Origin of the sequence: Pseudomonas khavaziana (assembly GCF_019145205.1) — a bacterium.
Taxonomy (GTDB): Bacteria; Pseudomonadota; Gammaproteobacteria; order Pseudomonadales; family Pseudomonadaceae; genus Aquipseudomonas; species Aquipseudomonas khavaziana.
Genome location: NZ_JAHSTT010000015.1, coordinates 64,968 through 80,002 on the forward strand (window position 1 = coordinate 64,968; position 15,035 = coordinate 80,002).

The 15,035-nt window shown below is 58.7% G+C and carries 13 protein-coding genes; 8 read left to right on the forward strand and 5 right to left on the reverse strand.

Annotation, left to right across the window (positions count from 1 at the left end; translation table 11 throughout):
• Window positions 1–48 precede the first annotated feature (48 nt).
• Both KVH01_RS25580 and KVH01_RS25585 read right to left on the reverse strand, forming a co-directional pair.
• Window positions 49–2,859 carry an FAD-binding and (Fe-S)-binding domain-containing protein gene (locus KVH01_RS25580; protein WP_217883351.1) on the reverse strand — a complete coding sequence of 937 codons (2,811 nt, stop codon included), beginning with the start codon at window positions 2,857–2,859 and terminating at the stop codon, window positions 49–51.
• Between the two features lie 70 nt (window positions 2,860–2,929).
• The gene (locus KVH01_RS25585; RefSeq protein WP_217883352.1) at window positions 2,930–4,624 is read right to left on the reverse strand and encodes a lactate permease LctP family transporter; all 1,695 of its coding nucleotides are present in this window, start codon (window positions 4,622–4,624) and stop codon (window positions 2,930–2,932) included.
• A 252-nt stretch (window positions 4,625–4,876) separates the two neighbouring features.
• Here KVH01_RS25585 and KVH01_RS25590 point away from each other — a divergent pair, with 252 nt between their 5' ends.
• Entirely contained in the window at window positions 4,877–5,644 is a 768-nt protein-coding gene (locus KVH01_RS25590) for a GntR family transcriptional regulator (RefSeq protein WP_034117836.1), read from the forward strand.
• A 38-nt stretch (window positions 5,645–5,682) separates the two neighbouring features.
• On the opposite strand, the gene smpB is transcribed toward KVH01_RS25590, so the two are convergent.
• The gene (gene smpB / locus KVH01_RS25595) at window positions 5,683–6,165 is read right to left on the reverse strand and encodes an SsrA-binding protein SmpB (protein ID WP_014719962.1); all 483 of its coding nucleotides are present in this window, start codon (window positions 6,163–6,165) and stop codon (window positions 5,683–5,685) included.
• 168 nt (window positions 6,166–6,333) lie between these two features.
• On the opposite strand from smpB, the gene KVH01_RS25600 reads away from it, so the two are divergent.
• Window positions 6,334–6,768 carry a type II toxin-antitoxin system RatA family toxin gene (locus KVH01_RS25600; RefSeq protein ID WP_005791512.1) on the forward strand — a complete coding sequence of 145 codons (435 nt, stop codon included), beginning with the start codon at window positions 6,334–6,336 and terminating at the stop codon, window positions 6,766–6,768.
• A complete protein-coding gene (locus KVH01_RS25605; RefSeq protein ID WP_217883353.1) occupies window positions 6,761–7,063 on the forward strand; it encodes an RnfH family protein in 303 nt (100 codons plus the stop codon). The genes KVH01_RS25600 and KVH01_RS25605 overlap by 8 nt, the downstream gene beginning before the upstream one ends.
• A gap of 63 nt (window positions 7,064–7,126) precedes the next feature.
• On the opposite strand, the gene KVH01_RS25610 is transcribed toward KVH01_RS25605, so the two are convergent.
• Entirely contained in the window at window positions 7,127–7,654 is a 528-nt protein-coding gene (locus KVH01_RS25610) for an outer membrane protein assembly factor BamE (protein ID WP_043048396.1), read from the reverse strand.
• A 98-nt stretch (window positions 7,655–7,752) separates the two neighbouring features.
• Between KVH01_RS25610 and fur the strand changes: the two genes are divergently transcribed.
• On the forward strand, window positions 7,753–8,157 hold the full coding sequence (gene fur, locus KVH01_RS25615) for a ferric iron uptake transcriptional regulator (protein ID WP_003194220.1): 405 nt from the start codon (window positions 7,753–7,755) through the stop codon (window positions 8,155–8,157).
• 84 nt (window positions 8,158–8,241) lie between these two features.
• Here the strand turns inward: fur and recN are convergent, their stop codons facing one another.
• Entirely contained in the window at window positions 8,242–9,915 is a 1,674-nt protein-coding gene (recN, locus tag KVH01_RS25620; RefSeq protein WP_217883354.1) for a DNA repair protein RecN, read from the reverse strand.
• Window positions 9,916–10,169: 254 nt separating this feature from the next.
• Between recN and grpE the strand changes: the two genes are divergently transcribed.
• The 4 genes from grpE to dapB all read left to right on the forward strand — a co-directional run bounded on the left by grpE (window position 10,170) and on the right by dapB (window position 15,008).
• Window positions 10,170–10,730, forward strand: coding sequence for a nucleotide exchange factor GrpE (gene grpE, locus KVH01_RS25625; RefSeq protein WP_043048393.1), 561 nt, complete (start codon window positions 10,170–10,172; stop codon window positions 10,728–10,730).
• A gap of 102 nt (window positions 10,731–10,832) precedes the next feature.
• Window positions 10,833–12,749, forward strand: a complete 1,917-nt coding sequence (gene dnaK / locus KVH01_RS25630; RefSeq protein WP_043048392.1) for a molecular chaperone DnaK — start codon at window positions 10,833–10,835, stop codon at window positions 12,747–12,749.
• Window positions 12,750–13,066: 317 nt separating this feature from the next.
• Entirely contained in the window at window positions 13,067–14,191 is a 1,125-nt protein-coding gene (gene dnaJ, locus KVH01_RS25635) for a molecular chaperone DnaJ (protein ID WP_217883355.1), read from the forward strand.
• Window positions 14,192–14,201: 10 nt separating this feature from the next.
• Window positions 14,202–15,008 carry a 4-hydroxy-tetrahydrodipicolinate reductase gene (dapB, locus tag KVH01_RS25640; protein ID WP_217883356.1) on the forward strand — a complete coding sequence of 269 codons (807 nt, stop codon included), beginning with the start codon at window positions 14,202–14,204 and terminating at the stop codon, window positions 15,006–15,008.
• The last annotated feature ends 27 nt before the right edge of the window (window positions 15,009–15,035 follow it).

The window sequence follows — 15,035 nt, forward strand, 5'->3', positions numbered from 1 at the left end:
TATGCAGATGACTGCGCCAGCGCGCCAGGGTTCTGTTTTTTTGCCGGGTTAGTGAGCGCGTGCGCGGGTGACCCGGTCCACCAGGTAGACCAAACCGTGGTAGTCGATGCCGCCATGCTGGCTCAGGCCGATCTCGCAGGTGCGGCTGGTGGAGATGCCTTCGCTGCAATGTTGCACGGCATCTCTGAGCGATCGCAGGGAGTGGGCGTTGAGTTCCGGCGTGGTGAAGCCTTTGTCGCCGGCAAACCCGCAGCAATGAATGCCTTCGGGGATTACCACGGTTTTTGCGCAGCGCCGGGCCAGTTCTATCAGCGCCTGGCTTTCGCCCAGGTGCTGGGTGCTGCAGGTGACGTGTACGGCGATGGGCGCTTCCTGGGGGGTGAAGTCCAGGCGCTCCATCAGGTGGGTGCGGATGAAACGCACCGGGTCGTAGAGGTCCAGGCGCGTGTCGCCCAACTCTTGCACCAAGCGCAGGGTGCATGGGCTGGTGTCGCAATAGATCGGATCGAGGCCGCCACGGCTGGCGTGGAGCAGGGCGCCGATCAGCTCCTGGCGCTTGTGTTCGGCCTGCTCGGCGTAGCCTTTGGATGCGAAGGGTTGGCCGCAGCAGAGGCTGTCCTGGTTGTCGGGGAAGACCACCTGGTAGCCAGCTTTTTCCAGCAGTTGGCGGGTTTTATCGTACAGCGACATCTGCTCTTTATCCCCGGCTGCCGGGCCCATGGCGCGTGAGACGCAGGCGGCCAGATACACCACTCGCGGGCGCTCGTCCGATACCGCAGGGCTGAAGCGAATGGCTTTTTCCGGTTGAGGTATGGCGTTGGTCCACTGCGGAACCTGGCCTTTGGACAATTTGGTCAGCGTGGCTGACCACTTCGCCAGGCGCGGTGCCCCCAGCAGCATGCGTGCACCATTGGCGACATGCAGCGTAAAGCGTGCGCCTTGCAGCGCCGTGGAGAAATGACTGGCAAGCCATTCGGCGGTTTTCGTACGGTCGGCCTCGTGGCTGCGCAGCTTTTTCACCAGGTCACCGGTGTTGATACCGACCGGGCAGCGTTGGGCGCAGAGCCCGGTCGCGGCGCAGGTCTCGATGCCTTGATAATGGTAGGCCGCTTCCAGCTCGGTGGTGTCGACCCCCGCGCGTTGCTTGGCCTGAATATCGCGCCAGATCACGATGCGTTGACGTGGGCTCAACGTCAGGCCCTTTGACGGGCACACTGGCTCGCAGAACCCGCACTCAATGCACTTATCCACAAGCTCATCGGCGGCGGGCAAGGGCTTGAGGTGTTTGAGGTGGATCTGCGGGTCGTCGCTGAGCACTACATCCGGGTTGAGAATGCCGTTGGGGTCGAGCAGGCGCTTGAGTTGCCACATCAGCTGATAAGCGTCGCTGCCCCACTCCAGCTCGACGAACGGCGCCATATTGCGGCCGGTGCCATGTTCGGCTTTCAGCGAGCCACCGAATTCAACCGCCACCAGCTGCGCGACGTCATCCATGAACGCTTGATAACGTGTGACTTCTTCGCGGCTGTTGAAGCCCTGGGTGAACACAAAGTGCAGATTGCCTTCCAGGGCGTGTCCGAAAAGGATGGCTTCGTCGTAGTGATGTTTATCGAACAATTCGACCAAACGGTTCACGCCAATCGCCAGTTGCTCTACGGGGAAGGTGACGTCTTCGATGATCACGGTGGTGCCGGTTTTGCGCACCGCGCCTACGGCGGGGAAGGTGTCTTTGCGGATCGCCCACAGGCGAGCGTTTTCCACGGGGTCTTCGGTGAAGTCGACCTGTTTCTCTACGGGAAACGCCGCCAGGGAAGCCATGATCAGCGTCAGTTGTTCGTGGAGTAATGAGGGCGAGGCGGCCCGGGATTCGATCAGCAGTGCGCAGGCATTTTCCGATAAGTGTTGTACGAATGCGGGCATGCCCGGCTTGTTCTGCACCGAGCGCATGCTGCGTCGATCCAGCAGCTCGACCGCTGAGACCGGCTGGGTTTTCAACACCGTTACCGCGTTGCAGCACGTCTCGACATCCGGGAATACGATCAGCGCCGAGGCTTTGTTCGGGTGATCGACCACCGTGTCGTAGGTGACGGCACTGATAAATCCCAGGGTGCCCTCGGAGCCCACCAGCAGGTGGCTGAGAATATCCAGCGGGTCATCGAAATCCACCAGGGCGTTGAGTGAAAGGCCGGTGGTATTTTTCAGACGGTATTTGTGGCGAATCTTTGCCGCCAGTTCAGTATTTTCCCTCGTTTCACGGCCCAATGTGGCCAGGCGTTCAAGCAACTCGCCGTGTGTCTGGCGGAAGGCCTGCACGCTGGCGGCGTCTTCCGTATCCAGGCGGTTGCCATCGGCCAGTACCAGGCGGATGCCCGCCAGGGTGTGGTAGGTATTTTGCGCCGTGCCGCAGCACATGCCACTGGCGTTGTTGGCAACGATACCGCCAATCTTGCAGGCATTGATCGACGCCGGGTCCGGCCCGATCTTGCGCCCGAATGGCGCGAGCCAGGCGTTGGCCTGGGCGCCTATGACGCCGGGTTGCAGGCGTATCTGAGTGCCTTGCCCGCGGATTTCGCGATGGTTCCAATTGTCTCCCAGCACAATCAGCACCGAGTCGCTGATGGCCTGCCCGGACAGGCTGGTGCCGGCGGCACGAAAGGTCACTGGCACGCGATCACGCTGGGCCAGTTGCAGCAGTGTGACCACTTCGTCTTCTGACTCCACGCGGATCACCAGCTGTGGGACCAGGCGGTAAAAGCTGGCGTCGGTGCCGAAGGCCAGGGTGGAAAGTGCGTCGTCGAAACGACGGTCTTTCGGGATCAGTCGTGCGACGTCGCTGAGAAAAGCAGCAGGCAGGCTCATCGGTCCTCCAGAAATAGCAGACGCCGGAATCGTTATCCGGCGTCGATTCTTACCCTATTACGCGCAGGTCTCAGTGCACCAGCATACCGGTGAACCAATACGCCTGCGCCAAGGTGATCAGCCCGACGATGGTGGCAAAAAACAGGCTGTGTTTGAGGGTAAAGCGGAACAGGTCGGATTCCTTGCCTACCAGGCCGGTGGCGGCGCAGGCCACGGCGATCGATTGCGGCGAGATCATTTTGCCGGTCACGCCGCCGCTGGTGTTCGCCGCCACCAACAAGGTGTCGTTGACACCGATCTGGTGGGCGGTGGTGGCTTGCAATGAGCTGAACAGAGCGTTGGATGAGGTATCGGAGCCTGTCAGGAAAACCCCCAGCCAGCCAAGGAATGGCGAAAAGAACGGGAAAGCTGCGCCGGTACCAGCCAGAACCAAGGCCATGGTCGAGGACATGCCCGAATAGTTGGTGACGAAAGCAAACGCCAACACCATGCCGATGGACAGGATCGGCCAACGCAGCTCAAAGAAGGTTTCCTTTAAAGTGGTAAGACCAGTTTTGACGTCAATTTTCAACACCAGCATGGATATCAGAGCGGAGAAGAAAATCGCGGTGCCGGTGGCTGAAATCGGGTCGAGCTTGAATACGGCCGGGATGGCGGTCGGGTTGGTCACGATGGGGGCGACTTTGATCACCAGTTGATCCAGATGAGGGATCGCAAAGTTGAAGACCCAGCTGTACATCGAACCGCCCGCGGCGAACATGGCCTTGAAGGGCTTGAGGGTCCAGATGGTGACCAGCACGGTCAGGATCAGGAACGGTGACCAGGCCTTGAAAATCTGCCCCAGGCTGTAGGGCGAAACCGCGGTGCTGCGTGGCAATCCGAAGCCGCCGACGCTGGAAGTGACCGCTACGCTGGAGGTGGCGCCGGCAATTTGTGCGCCTGCGGTGCGCTTGGGCTGCCAGACTTTGAGGAACAGCGTCAGGGCGATCAGGCTGGCGAGCGCCGAGGTAATGTCCGGCAGTTCCGGGCCAATGAAGTTGGAGGTGAAATACTGGGTGATGGCAAAGCTCAAGCCCGCGACCAGTGCAGCTGGCCAGGTTTCGCGAACGCCACGCAGGCCGTCCATCATGAACACCAGCCAGAAGGGCACGAACAGTGACAGCAGCGGCAATTGCCGGCCGGTCATGGCGCCGATCTTGAACGCATCAATGCCGGTGACCTGGCCTGCGACGATGATCGGAATGCCCAATGCACCGAAGGCCACTGGCGCGGTGTTGGCAATCAGGCACAGGCCGGCGGCGTACAGCGGGTTGAAACCCAGGCCGACCAGCAGCGCGGCGGTAATCGCCACAGGTGCACCAAAACCGGCGGCGCCTTCCAGGAAAGCACCGAAGCAGAAGCCGATCAACAGTACCTGCAGGCGCTGGTCGTCGGTGATCGACAAGACGGAGCTGCGGATGATCTCGAACTGACCGCTCTTGACCGTTAATTTGTAGAGGAATACCGCTGCCACGATGATCCAGGCGATGGGCCACAAGCCGTAGGCAAAGCCATATCCAGCAGCGGCCAGGGCCATGTCTACCGGCATCTGGAAGGCGAATATGGCGACCAGGATCGACAGCGCCAGGGTGATGCTGCCAGCCACATGGCCTTTAAGGCGAAAGACGGCAAGGGCCAGGAAGAAAAACACGATGGGAATAACCGCTGCCATTGCGGACAAGCCGAGGCTGCCGAGAGGGCTGTAGAGCTGTTGCCAGGTTTGCATATGGGGTGGCCCCTGATTTTGTTGTTGTTTGTGTGCTTGGGTAATTGGTAATACCAATTTACACTCGCTGTTGGCTAGATTAAGAGGCATTGCCGGGGTGTGTCAATTTGCCGCTCGCGAAACTTTGGTCTGAGGGTGTGATGGACGGCGATCTGATCGGATGAATCGAAGGCGTTCTGATAGGTGCTGCAAGCGCAGCGATAGGCCAGAATAGGGGGCCCGGCGAGTGGTCGGGATCGTGGAGAGTGAGTTATGGGGTTTGATCAGGTGCGTCAGCGCCGTTTGTCTGATGACATTGTCGAGCAGCTTGAGGGCATGATCCTTGAGGGCACGTTGAAGTCAGGCGAGCGCTTGCCGGCCGAGCGCGCTTTGGCTGAACAGTTTGGTGTGTCGCGCCCTTCATTGCGTGAGGCGATCCAGAAACTGGCGGCCAAGGGGTTGCTGGTCAGTCGCCAGGGCGGTGGCAACTATGTGGTGGATTCCCTGGGTTCGACCTTCAGCGATCCGCTGCTGCATTTATTGGAAAACAATCCCGAGGCGCAGCGGGATCTTTTAGAGTTTCGCCAGACGCTTGAGGCTTCCTGTGCCTACTACGCGGCGTTGCGCGCCACGGAGGTCGACCGTGAACGGCTAACGGCAGCTTTTGAGGCGCTGCAGGATTGTTATGCGCGAGCCGATGAGGTGAGCCGAGTCGAGGAGGGCGCCGCAGATGCGAGGTTTCACTTGGCGATTGCCGAGGCCAGTCATAACGCCGTGTTGCTGCACACCATTCGCGGCTTGTTCGACCTGCTCAAGCGGAACGTGGTGACCAATATCGGCGGTATGTACCAGCAACGCACAGAGACTCGCGACATGTTGATCAGCCAGCACCGGGATTTGTACCTGGCAATCATTGAGGGGCGAGCCGAGCAAGCGCGCGAAGTCTCGACACGTCACCTGTTGTATGTGCAGGAAGTGCTGGAGGAGGTGCGTCAGGAGGTTCAGCGTGTAGCGCGAGCGGAACGACGTAAGGGCATGTAGCCACGGGCAAGGTGCCCGAGGCTATATCGTCGCAAGGGTTATTCTTCCTTGCCCTTGTTACGCACGGCGCGATGCAGTTCACGATTGGAATCGCGCTCGCGTTCGGTATCGCGCTTGTCGTATTCCTTCTTGCCCTTGCCCAGTGCGATTTCGCACTTGACCAAGTGCTTGCTCCAGTACCACGACAAGCAAACGCAGGCGTAACCTTTTTGCTGCACGGCCGCGGCGAGTTTTTCGAGCTCGCGGGCATTGAGCAATAGCTTGCGCGTGCGCACCGGGTCGGCAATCACGTGGGTGCTCGCGGTGGTCAGCGGGGTGATATGACTGCCGAGCAGCCATGCCTCGCCATCCTTGAGCAGCACATAGCTGTCGACCAGCTGCAGTTTGCTGGCACGCAGACTCTTTACTTCCCAGCCGGCCAGGACCAGACCAGCCTCGAACCGATGCTCGATGAAGTAATCGTGTCGCGCCTTTTTATTTTGCGCGATGGTCCCTGTGGGGTGTTTCTTTTGTTTAGCCATAGGGGCGGCATTATAGGGAGTTGCGAGCTTGTCGGCTACGGTCAACCTGCGTGCTTGAGCGTGTTGGATGAATCCCGGACAATACGGGCAGTTCTTAGGTTTTTTTCTCTCGCGGATCGGGCTGTACTTTCGCGATGTTTGCCGCTCAGCAGTGGAAGTAACGCTCACATGACGACGCATATTCAACGTTCGGCCCTGTTGCCCTATCCAGCGCAGGCGCTCTATGACCTGGTCAACGACGTGGCGCGTTACCCGGAGTTCCTGCCTTGGTGCTCGACTGCCGAGGTCTTGGAGAGCAGTGACGAGCACATGGTTGCCAGTGTCGGGGTCGCCAAGGGCGGTCTTAGCCAGCATTTTGTGACGCGCAATGTGCTGGTGCCTGGCAAATCCATTGAAATGAATTTGCAGGAAGGGCCGTTCACTCAGTTGCATGGGGTATGGGTATTCAAAGCGCTGACCGATAAGGCCTGCAAGATCAGCCTGGATCTGTCATTTGATTATGCCGGCCCCATTGTGCGTGCCACGCTGGGGCCTTTGTTCAATCAGGCCGCTAATACGCTGGTGGACGCGTTCTGCCAGCGGGCCAAGCAATTGCATGGTTGAGATTGAAGTGGTGTATGCCGCGGTGGATCGCCAGGTTTTGTTGGCGGTGACAATGCCCGAGGGCACCAGCCTGAGAGCGGCGGTCCTGGCGTCGGGAATCGCACGGCAATTTCCGGACCTGGTGTTGGCCTACTGCCCGTTGGGAATCTTCGGTAAGGTGGTGGCGGATGCTGATGTGCGTGCTGTGCAACCCGGTGATCGAATTGAAATCTACCGGCCGCTGCTTGCGGACCCCAAGGAAGTGCGCAGGCTGCGTGCGGCTAAAGCTGCGATGAGCAGGCAGCAAAATTCATAAGCCGGCCAAATGGCAGGCAACAAAAAGCCCGGCATGCCGGGCTTTTTATCGAGCGCGGCAAAATTACTGCGGGTCGGTGTCCAGAGGCTGCGGCGTCGGGACGGGAACAGTTTCCACGCCGTCGACGTCTTTTTGGATCTGGTCCAGCAGCGAGCCTGGCTTGGCCGGCACCTCGGATTTCGGCTTTTCAGCTTCCTGCACAGGTGCGGTCACGTTGGTGCCGCTGTCCTTGCCCAGCAGCGCTTCATCGCGGCTCACGCCGGGCATGAAGTCACCGGACAGGCTGACAAGCTGGTCATTGCCGTTGAAGACGACACTGACGCGCTCCTGTTGGCGTTCACCGCCACCTGGCTGGAGGCTATAGAGATAATCCCAGCGATCGGCATGGAAAGTGTCGGTCAGCAGGGGGTTGCCCATAATAAACCGTACTTGCCGTCGGGTCATTCCCGGGCGTAACTGGTCTATCATGTCCTGCGTGACGACATTGCCCTGCTGGATGTCGATTTTGTAAACCCCGGGGAATGAACAACCGGCGAGTGCGAGCAGTCCCACAAAGGTGAAACTGGTTAGCAAGAGCTTGGTGTTTTGCATCGGTGGGCGACTTCCACTATCTTGGCTGGGACAACGTAAACGCCGATCATACCCGTATTAAGAGAAGCTGCGAAGCAGCATCCGCGAGAAAGCTAACCATGGTTGAAAATAGCGAACTACGCAAAGCCGGTCTCAAAGTGACTCTGCCACGAGTCAAGATTCTACAAATGCTCGATTCTGCTGAGCAGCGCCACATGAGTGCCGAGGATGTCTACAAGGCGCTGATGGAGTCTAACGAGGACGTCGGCTTGGCCACGGTTTACCGTGTGCTGACCCAGTTTGAAGCCGCAGGGCTGGTGGTTCGTCATAATTTCGACGGCGGTCATGCGGTGTTCGAATTGGCCGACGGTGGTCACCATGACCACATGGTTGACCTGGATACCAATGAGGTTATCGAGTTCACCAGTCCTGAAATCGAGGCGCTGCAGCATAAGATCGCTGAGGAGCATGGGTTCGATTTGGTCGACCATAATCTGGTCTTGTACATCCGTAAGAAAAAGTAAAAATCGACGCAGATGTGCTCTGTGAAACGATTGAAGGCGACCCCAGGGTCGCCTTCGTGCTTTCTATAAGACGGAAATACCAGTTCAGGCCTTGGCGGCCACGACCATTTTTTTCGCGTGAGCCAAGGACTCCTTGGTCAAGTCGATACCGCCGAGCATCCGCGCCACCTCTTCTACCCGCTCCGATTTGTTCAGCTTGGAGACGGCCGTATGCGTCGCGTCATTGCCTCGCACCTTGTGCACAAATAAATGCTGATGACCCTGGGCGGCCACTTGCGGCAAGTGAGTTACCGTAAGCACCTGCCCACGATCCCCCAGGCGGCGCAACAACTGGCCGACAATCTCTGCGGTCGGCCCGCCAATGCCAACGTCTACCTCGTCGAATACCAGCGTCGGAACTCGTGAGGTTTGGGCGGTAATCACTTGGATCGCCAGGCTGATTCGCGACAGCTCGCCACCGGACGCCACTTTGGCCAAGGCCTTGAGAGGTTGTCCGGGGTTGGCGCTGACCAGCAGTTCTACTTGCTCCAGCCCATGGGGTTGCAGTTCATGGCTGGCATTTGCGCGTAGTTCGATGGTAAAGCGTCCGCCCGGCATGCCCAGGCGCTGGATTTCTTGCTCAACAGCACTGGCCAGGCTGGTGGCTGCTTGCTGGCGCAGGTCGCTCAACTCCCGGGCCTTTTCTTGATAATGGCGGGCAAACGAAGCGAGTTCCTCGCCCAGCCGCTCGATGGATTCGTCGTTCGCGTTCAGCGTCTCGATTTCATCCAGCAATTTCTGCTGCATGGCGGCGACTTCTGTGGGCTGGATTCGATGCTTGCGTGCCAGGGTATAGATGGTATCCAGGCGCTCTTCTATTTCCTGCAGGCGCGCTGGATCGGCATCGAAATGGTCCAGAAAGCGATTCAGTTCGCCGACCGCTTCCTCAACCTGGATCTGTGCGCTGGTCAGCAGGGTGGTGGCTTCATTCAGCGAGCCGGAAGCGTTGTTCACGCTGGACAGGCGATTGAGGCTGGCGGTCAGTGCGTTGAGCACATTGCCGGAATCGCTCTCACTGCATTGCTCGACCACCTGGCGGCATATACCTAGCAGGGTCTCGGCATTGGTCAGGTTCTTGTGTTCCTGTTCAAGCTGCTCCAGCTCGTTCTCACCCAGGCCCAGGCTTTCGAGTTCTTCCAGCTGATAGCTGAGCAACTGGTGGCGGGCACGTTGTTCATCGCCGGAGTTGGAGAGGCGTTCCAGCTCCTGGCGCGTCTGGCGCCAACGTTGGGCAGCCAGTTGAACTTGACGGGCAAGATCGGTGGCGCCGGCGTATTCATCGAGCAGACGGCGGTGGGTATCGGTTTTCAGCAGGGATTGGTGTTCGTGCTGGCTGTGGATATCGATGAGCAGCTCACCCAGGGCTTTCAAGTCGCCAAGGGGGCAAGGCGTGCCGTTGATATAGCCGCGGGAGCGCCCTTCGGCAGTGATCACCCGGCGCAGGATGCAAGGCCCTTCATTATTCAGATCGCGCTCGGCAAGCCATGCCTCGGCTTCAGGAATATCCGCAAGGTCGAAGGTGGCCAGGATATCGGCTTTGTCGGAGCCAGGGCGTACCACGCCACTGTCGGCGCGGTCGCCGAGGGTCAGACCGAGAGCGTCGAGCATGATCGACTTGCCGGCGCCGGTCTCGCCTGTGATTACGCTCATCCCGCGATCCAGTTCAAGGTCCAGGTGTTCAACAATGGCGTAGTTGTGTACAGACAGGTGCACCAGCATGACGGCCGCTCCCAGGCTTTAGGTCTGGTTATTTATACAGTGTTTTGTTTAAGGCTGACAATCCTGACGCTTAGCTCGATTTGCTTGATTAATGCATTTTCTTAGCGCGATGCGGAATGAGGGCGCAGGAAATGATCCAGCGCATGCGAAAGACTTTTGGTAACGCCTGCGCCCTTGAACCTGGAAATTGTGGCCCCATATACCGGAACAGAAGCGCGAGTTGAGTTCGCGCATGATTTTGAAAGGAGAAATCTATGGCTGACGAACAGACGCAGGATACGCAAACTCCAGACGCCAACGCGGCTGCCGGTGATGAGCTGGCAACACGCGTGCAAGTGCTCGAAGAGCAATTGTCCGCTGCGCAGGATCAATCTTTGCGTGTTGCCGCCGATCTGCAGAACGTCCGCCGCCGTGCCGAGCAGGACGTAGAAAAGGCTCACAAATTCGCGCTGGAAAAATTCGCCGGTGATCTGCTGCCGATCATCGACAGCCTGGAGCGTGGTCTTGAGTTGTCCAATCCGGACGACGAAAACATCCGTCCCATGCGCGAAGGCATCGAGCTGACCCTGAAAATGTTCCAGGACACCCTGAAGCGTTATCAGCTGGAAGCTATCGATCCGCAAGGCGGTGAGCCGTTCAACGCTGAGCATCACCAAGCCATGGCCATGCAGGAAAGCCATGACCTGGAGCCCAACAGCGTAATGAAGGTGTTCCAGAAGGGTTACCAGCTCAACGGCCGCTTGATGCGCCCGGCAATGGTGGTGGTGAGCAAGGCTCCTGCACCCGCTGCACCTTCTATTGATGAGCAGGCTTGAAATCCGCCGCAAGGCCCCCATCTATAAGTCAAGCGTTTAAGTGCTACCGCAGTTAGCCACCACTGCTGCGGCAAAAAAATTCAAGTTTCGGGAGAGTAAATCATGGGCAAAATTATCGGTATTGACCTGGGGACCACCAACTCCTGCGTCTCCGTGCTGGAAAACGGCGTTGCAAAAGTTATCGAAAACGCCGAAGGCGCGCGTACCACGCCGTCGATCATTGCTTACGCAAATGACGGCGAGATCCTCGTCGGTCAGTCGGCCAAGCGCCAGGCTGTGACCAACCCGCATAACACCCTGTACGCGGTAAAGCGTCTGATCGGTCGTAAGTTCGACGAAGAAGTCGTTCAGAAAGACATCAAGATGGTGCCTTACAAAATCGCCAAGGCCGACAACGGCGACGCCTGGGTTGAAGTAAACGGCCAGAAAATGTCGCCGCCGCAAATCTCGGCTGAAATCTTGAAAAAGATGAAGAAGACCGCCGAAGACTACCTCGGTGAAGCAGTGACTGAAGCGGTGATCACCGTTCCGGCCTACTTCAACGACAGTCAGCGTCAGGCAACCAAAGACGCCGGCCGCATCGCGGGCCTCGACGTAAAACGCATCATCAACGAACCCACCGCAGCTGCGCTGGCTTACGGCATGGACAAGGCCAAGGGCGATCATACCGTGATCGTTTACGACCTGGGCGGCGGTACCTTCGACGTCTCCGTGATCGAGATCGCCGAAGTTGACGGCGAGCACCAGTTCGAAGTGTTGGCCACCAACGGCGACACCTTCCTGGGTGGTGAAGACTTTGACATTCGTCTGATCGACTACCTTGTTGACGAATTCAAGAAAGAAAGCGGCATGAACCTCAAGGGTGACCCGCTGGCCATGCAGCGCCTGAAAGAAGCCGCCGAGAAAGCCAAGATCGAGCTGTCTTCCGCTCAGTCGACCGACGTCAACCTGCCATACATCACTGCAGACGCTACCGGTCCTAAGCACTTGAACGTGAAGATCTCGCGCTCCAAGCTTGAGGCGCTGGTTGAAGACCTGGTTCAGCGCACTATCGAGCCTTGCCGTATCGCGCTGAAAGACTCCGGCATCGACGTTGGTTCGATCAACGACGTGATCCTGGTCGGCGGCCAGACCCGTATGCCATTGGTGCAAAAGCTGGTAACCGAGTTCTTCGGCAAAGAAGCACGTAAAGACGTCAACCCTGACGAAGCCGTTGCCATGGGTGCTGCGATCCAGGGTGCGGTATTGGCCGGTGACGTGAAAGACGTGCTGCTGCTGGACGTAAGCCCGCTGACCCTGGGTATCGAAACCATGGGCGGCGTAATGACTGCGCTGATCGAGAAAAACACCACGATTCCTACCAAGAAATCCCAAGTGTTCTCGACTGCCGACGACAACCAGGGCGCCGTGACCATTCACGTGCTGCAAGGTGAGCGCAAGCAAGCCGCCCAGAACAAGTCCCTGGGCAAGTTCGACCTGGCTGAGATTCCACCAGCACCACGTGGCGTGCCACAGATCGAAGTGACCTTCGACATCGACGCCAACGGCATCCTGCACGTTGGTGCGAAGGACAAGGCTACCGGCAAAGAGCAAAAGATCACCATCAAGGCTAACTCCGGCCTGTCTGACGAAGAAATTCAACAGATGATCCGTGATGCCGAAACCAATGCTGAAGCGGACAAGAAGTTCGAAGAGTTGGCCGGTGCCCGTAACCAGGGTGACGCGCTGGTTCACTCGACTCGCAAGATGATCGCTGATGCTGGCGATAAGGTGACGGAAGACGAGAAAACCGCAATCGAAGCCGCAGTGGTTGCCCTGGAAGCCGCCATCAAGGGCGACGACAAGGCCGCCATCGAAGCCAAGGTTGAGGAGCTGTCGAAAGTTTCCGCGCCGGTCGCTCAGAAAATGTACGCCGAACAAGCTCAGCCGGCTGACGGTGCTGCGCAACAAGCAGAGCCTGAAGCCAAGCACGACGATGTTGTCGATGCCGAGTTCGAAGAAGTTAAAGACAACAAGTAAGTTGGTTGCCCGGTTGACCGCTGACAAGCGGTGGCTGGTAGGATGTCGCCGCGCGGGAGCTAGCTCCCGCGTTGGCGTGTCTGGGGTATGCGAATTTTTACAGCATGCGACAACGCTCGGATGCTGGCGGTGTGACCGGGAATGCTCCTGCTTTCCGAATGACAGTCACCGCGTTTTTGGCCGGGTCCCTGGCTGAAAGCAGTAATGACCAGGATCGTTGAATTGACGTGAGTTGGGTCCGGGCCTGTATTGGGGCTCAACGAGTTTGGCAGGGTTCAGGAGGGCCAGGCCGGACGTCCTTAAGAGTGCAAAGACTTATGGCAAAGCGTGACTATTACGAAGTGTTGGGTGTGGAGCGCGGGGCCAGCGAAGCGGACCTGAAAAAGGCCTACCGCCGCCTGGCAATGAAGCACCACCCGGACCGTAATCCGGATAACAAAGAATCCGAAGAGATGTTCAAGGAGGCCAATGAGGCCTACGAATGCCTTTGTGATCCCAACAAGCGTGCGGCCTACGACCAGTATGGGCATGCCGGCGTCGACCCGGGCATGGGTGGCGGCGGTGCCGGTTTTGGTGGCCAGAACTTCTCCGATATTTTTGGCGACGTGTTCAGCGACTTCTTTGGCGGTGGCCGCGGTGGTCAGCGTGGCGGTGCCCAGCGTGGCAGTGACCTGCGCTACACCCTGGAGCTGAATCTGGAAGAGGCCGTGCGCGGCACCAGCGTCAACATCCGTGTGCCGACGCTGGTTAACTGCAAGCCGTGCGACGGTTCGGGGGCGAAAAAAGGCTCTTCGCCGATTACGTGCCCGACCTGTGGTGGTATCGGTCAGGTACGCATGCAGCAGGGGTTCTTCTCGGTGCAGCAAACCTGCCCGCGTTGCCATGGCCAGGGCAAGATCATTTCTGATCCATGCGACTCCTGCCACGGCGAAGGCCGCGTTGAAGAGTACAAGACCCTCTCGGTGAAAGTGCCGGCAGGTGTGGATACCGGTGATCGTATTCGCCTGTCGGGCGAAGGCGAGGCGGGGACGCAGGGCGGCCCGACGGGCGACTTGTACGTGGTGATCAATGTGCGCGAGCACTCGATCTTCCAGCGCGATGGCAAGCATCTGTTCTGTGAGGTGCCGATCAGCTTTGTCGATGCAGCCTTGGGTGGCGAGCTGGAGATTCCGACCCTTGATGGCCGGGTCAAGCTCAAAATTCCCGAAGGCACTCAAACCGGCAAGCAGTTCCGCATTCGCGGCAAAGGCGTTGCGCCGGTTCGCGGAGGTGGTGCGGGTGACCTGATGTGCCGTGTAGCGGTAGAAACCCCGGTGAACCTGGGACGGCGCCAGCGCGAATTGCTCGAAGAGTTCCGTAGTTCGTTGGAGGGTGACGATTCCCATTCGCCGAAGACCACAGGCTTTTTCGATGGCGTGAAGCGCTTCTTCGGCGACCTGTAAGGAAGTGGATATGCGACGTATAGCCGTAATGGGCGCTGCTGGGCGCATGGGCAAAACGCTGGTCGAGGCGGTGCAGCAGCGTTCGCCGGCCTCTGGGCTGACCGCGGCGATCGTTCGCCCGGGCAGCACCTTGATTGGCGCAGATGCAGGTGAATTGGCCTCGTTGGGGCGCATCGGTGTTTCGTTGTCGGGCAGTCTTGAGCAGGTGGCTGAGGAGTTCGACGTATTGATCGACTTCACCCTGCCGGATGTGATGCTGAAAAACCTGGCGTTCTGCCGCAGGGCAGGCAAGGCCATGGTGATTGGCACAACGGGCTTGAGTGCTGAGCAGAAGCAATTGCTGGTGGAGGCGGGCAAGGACATCCCCATCGTCTTCGCCGCCAATTTCAGCGTCGGCGTGAACCTGTCGCTCAAGTTGCTGGATCTGGCGGCGCGCGTGCTAGGCGATGAAGCGGATATCGAGATTATCGAGACCCATCACCGGCACAAGATCGATGCGCCTTCAGGCACTGCTCTGCGTATGGGGGAAGCTATTGCTGATGCGCTGGGTCGCGATCTGTCGAAAGTGGCTGTCTACGGGCGTGAAGGTCATACCGGCGAGCGTGCGCGAGACACCATTGGCTTCGCGACTGTGCGCGGTGGCGATGTGGTGGGTGATCACACCGTATTGTTCGCTACCGAAGGCGAGCGCTTGGAGATCACGCACAAGGCCTCAAGCCGCATGACGTTCGCCAAGGGTGCGGTACGTGCTGCGCTCTGGTTGGAAGGGCGTGAGCCGGGTCTGTATGACATGCGCGATGTGCTGGATCTGCACTAACCAGTAGCTAAAACGGGGCTCCAGGAT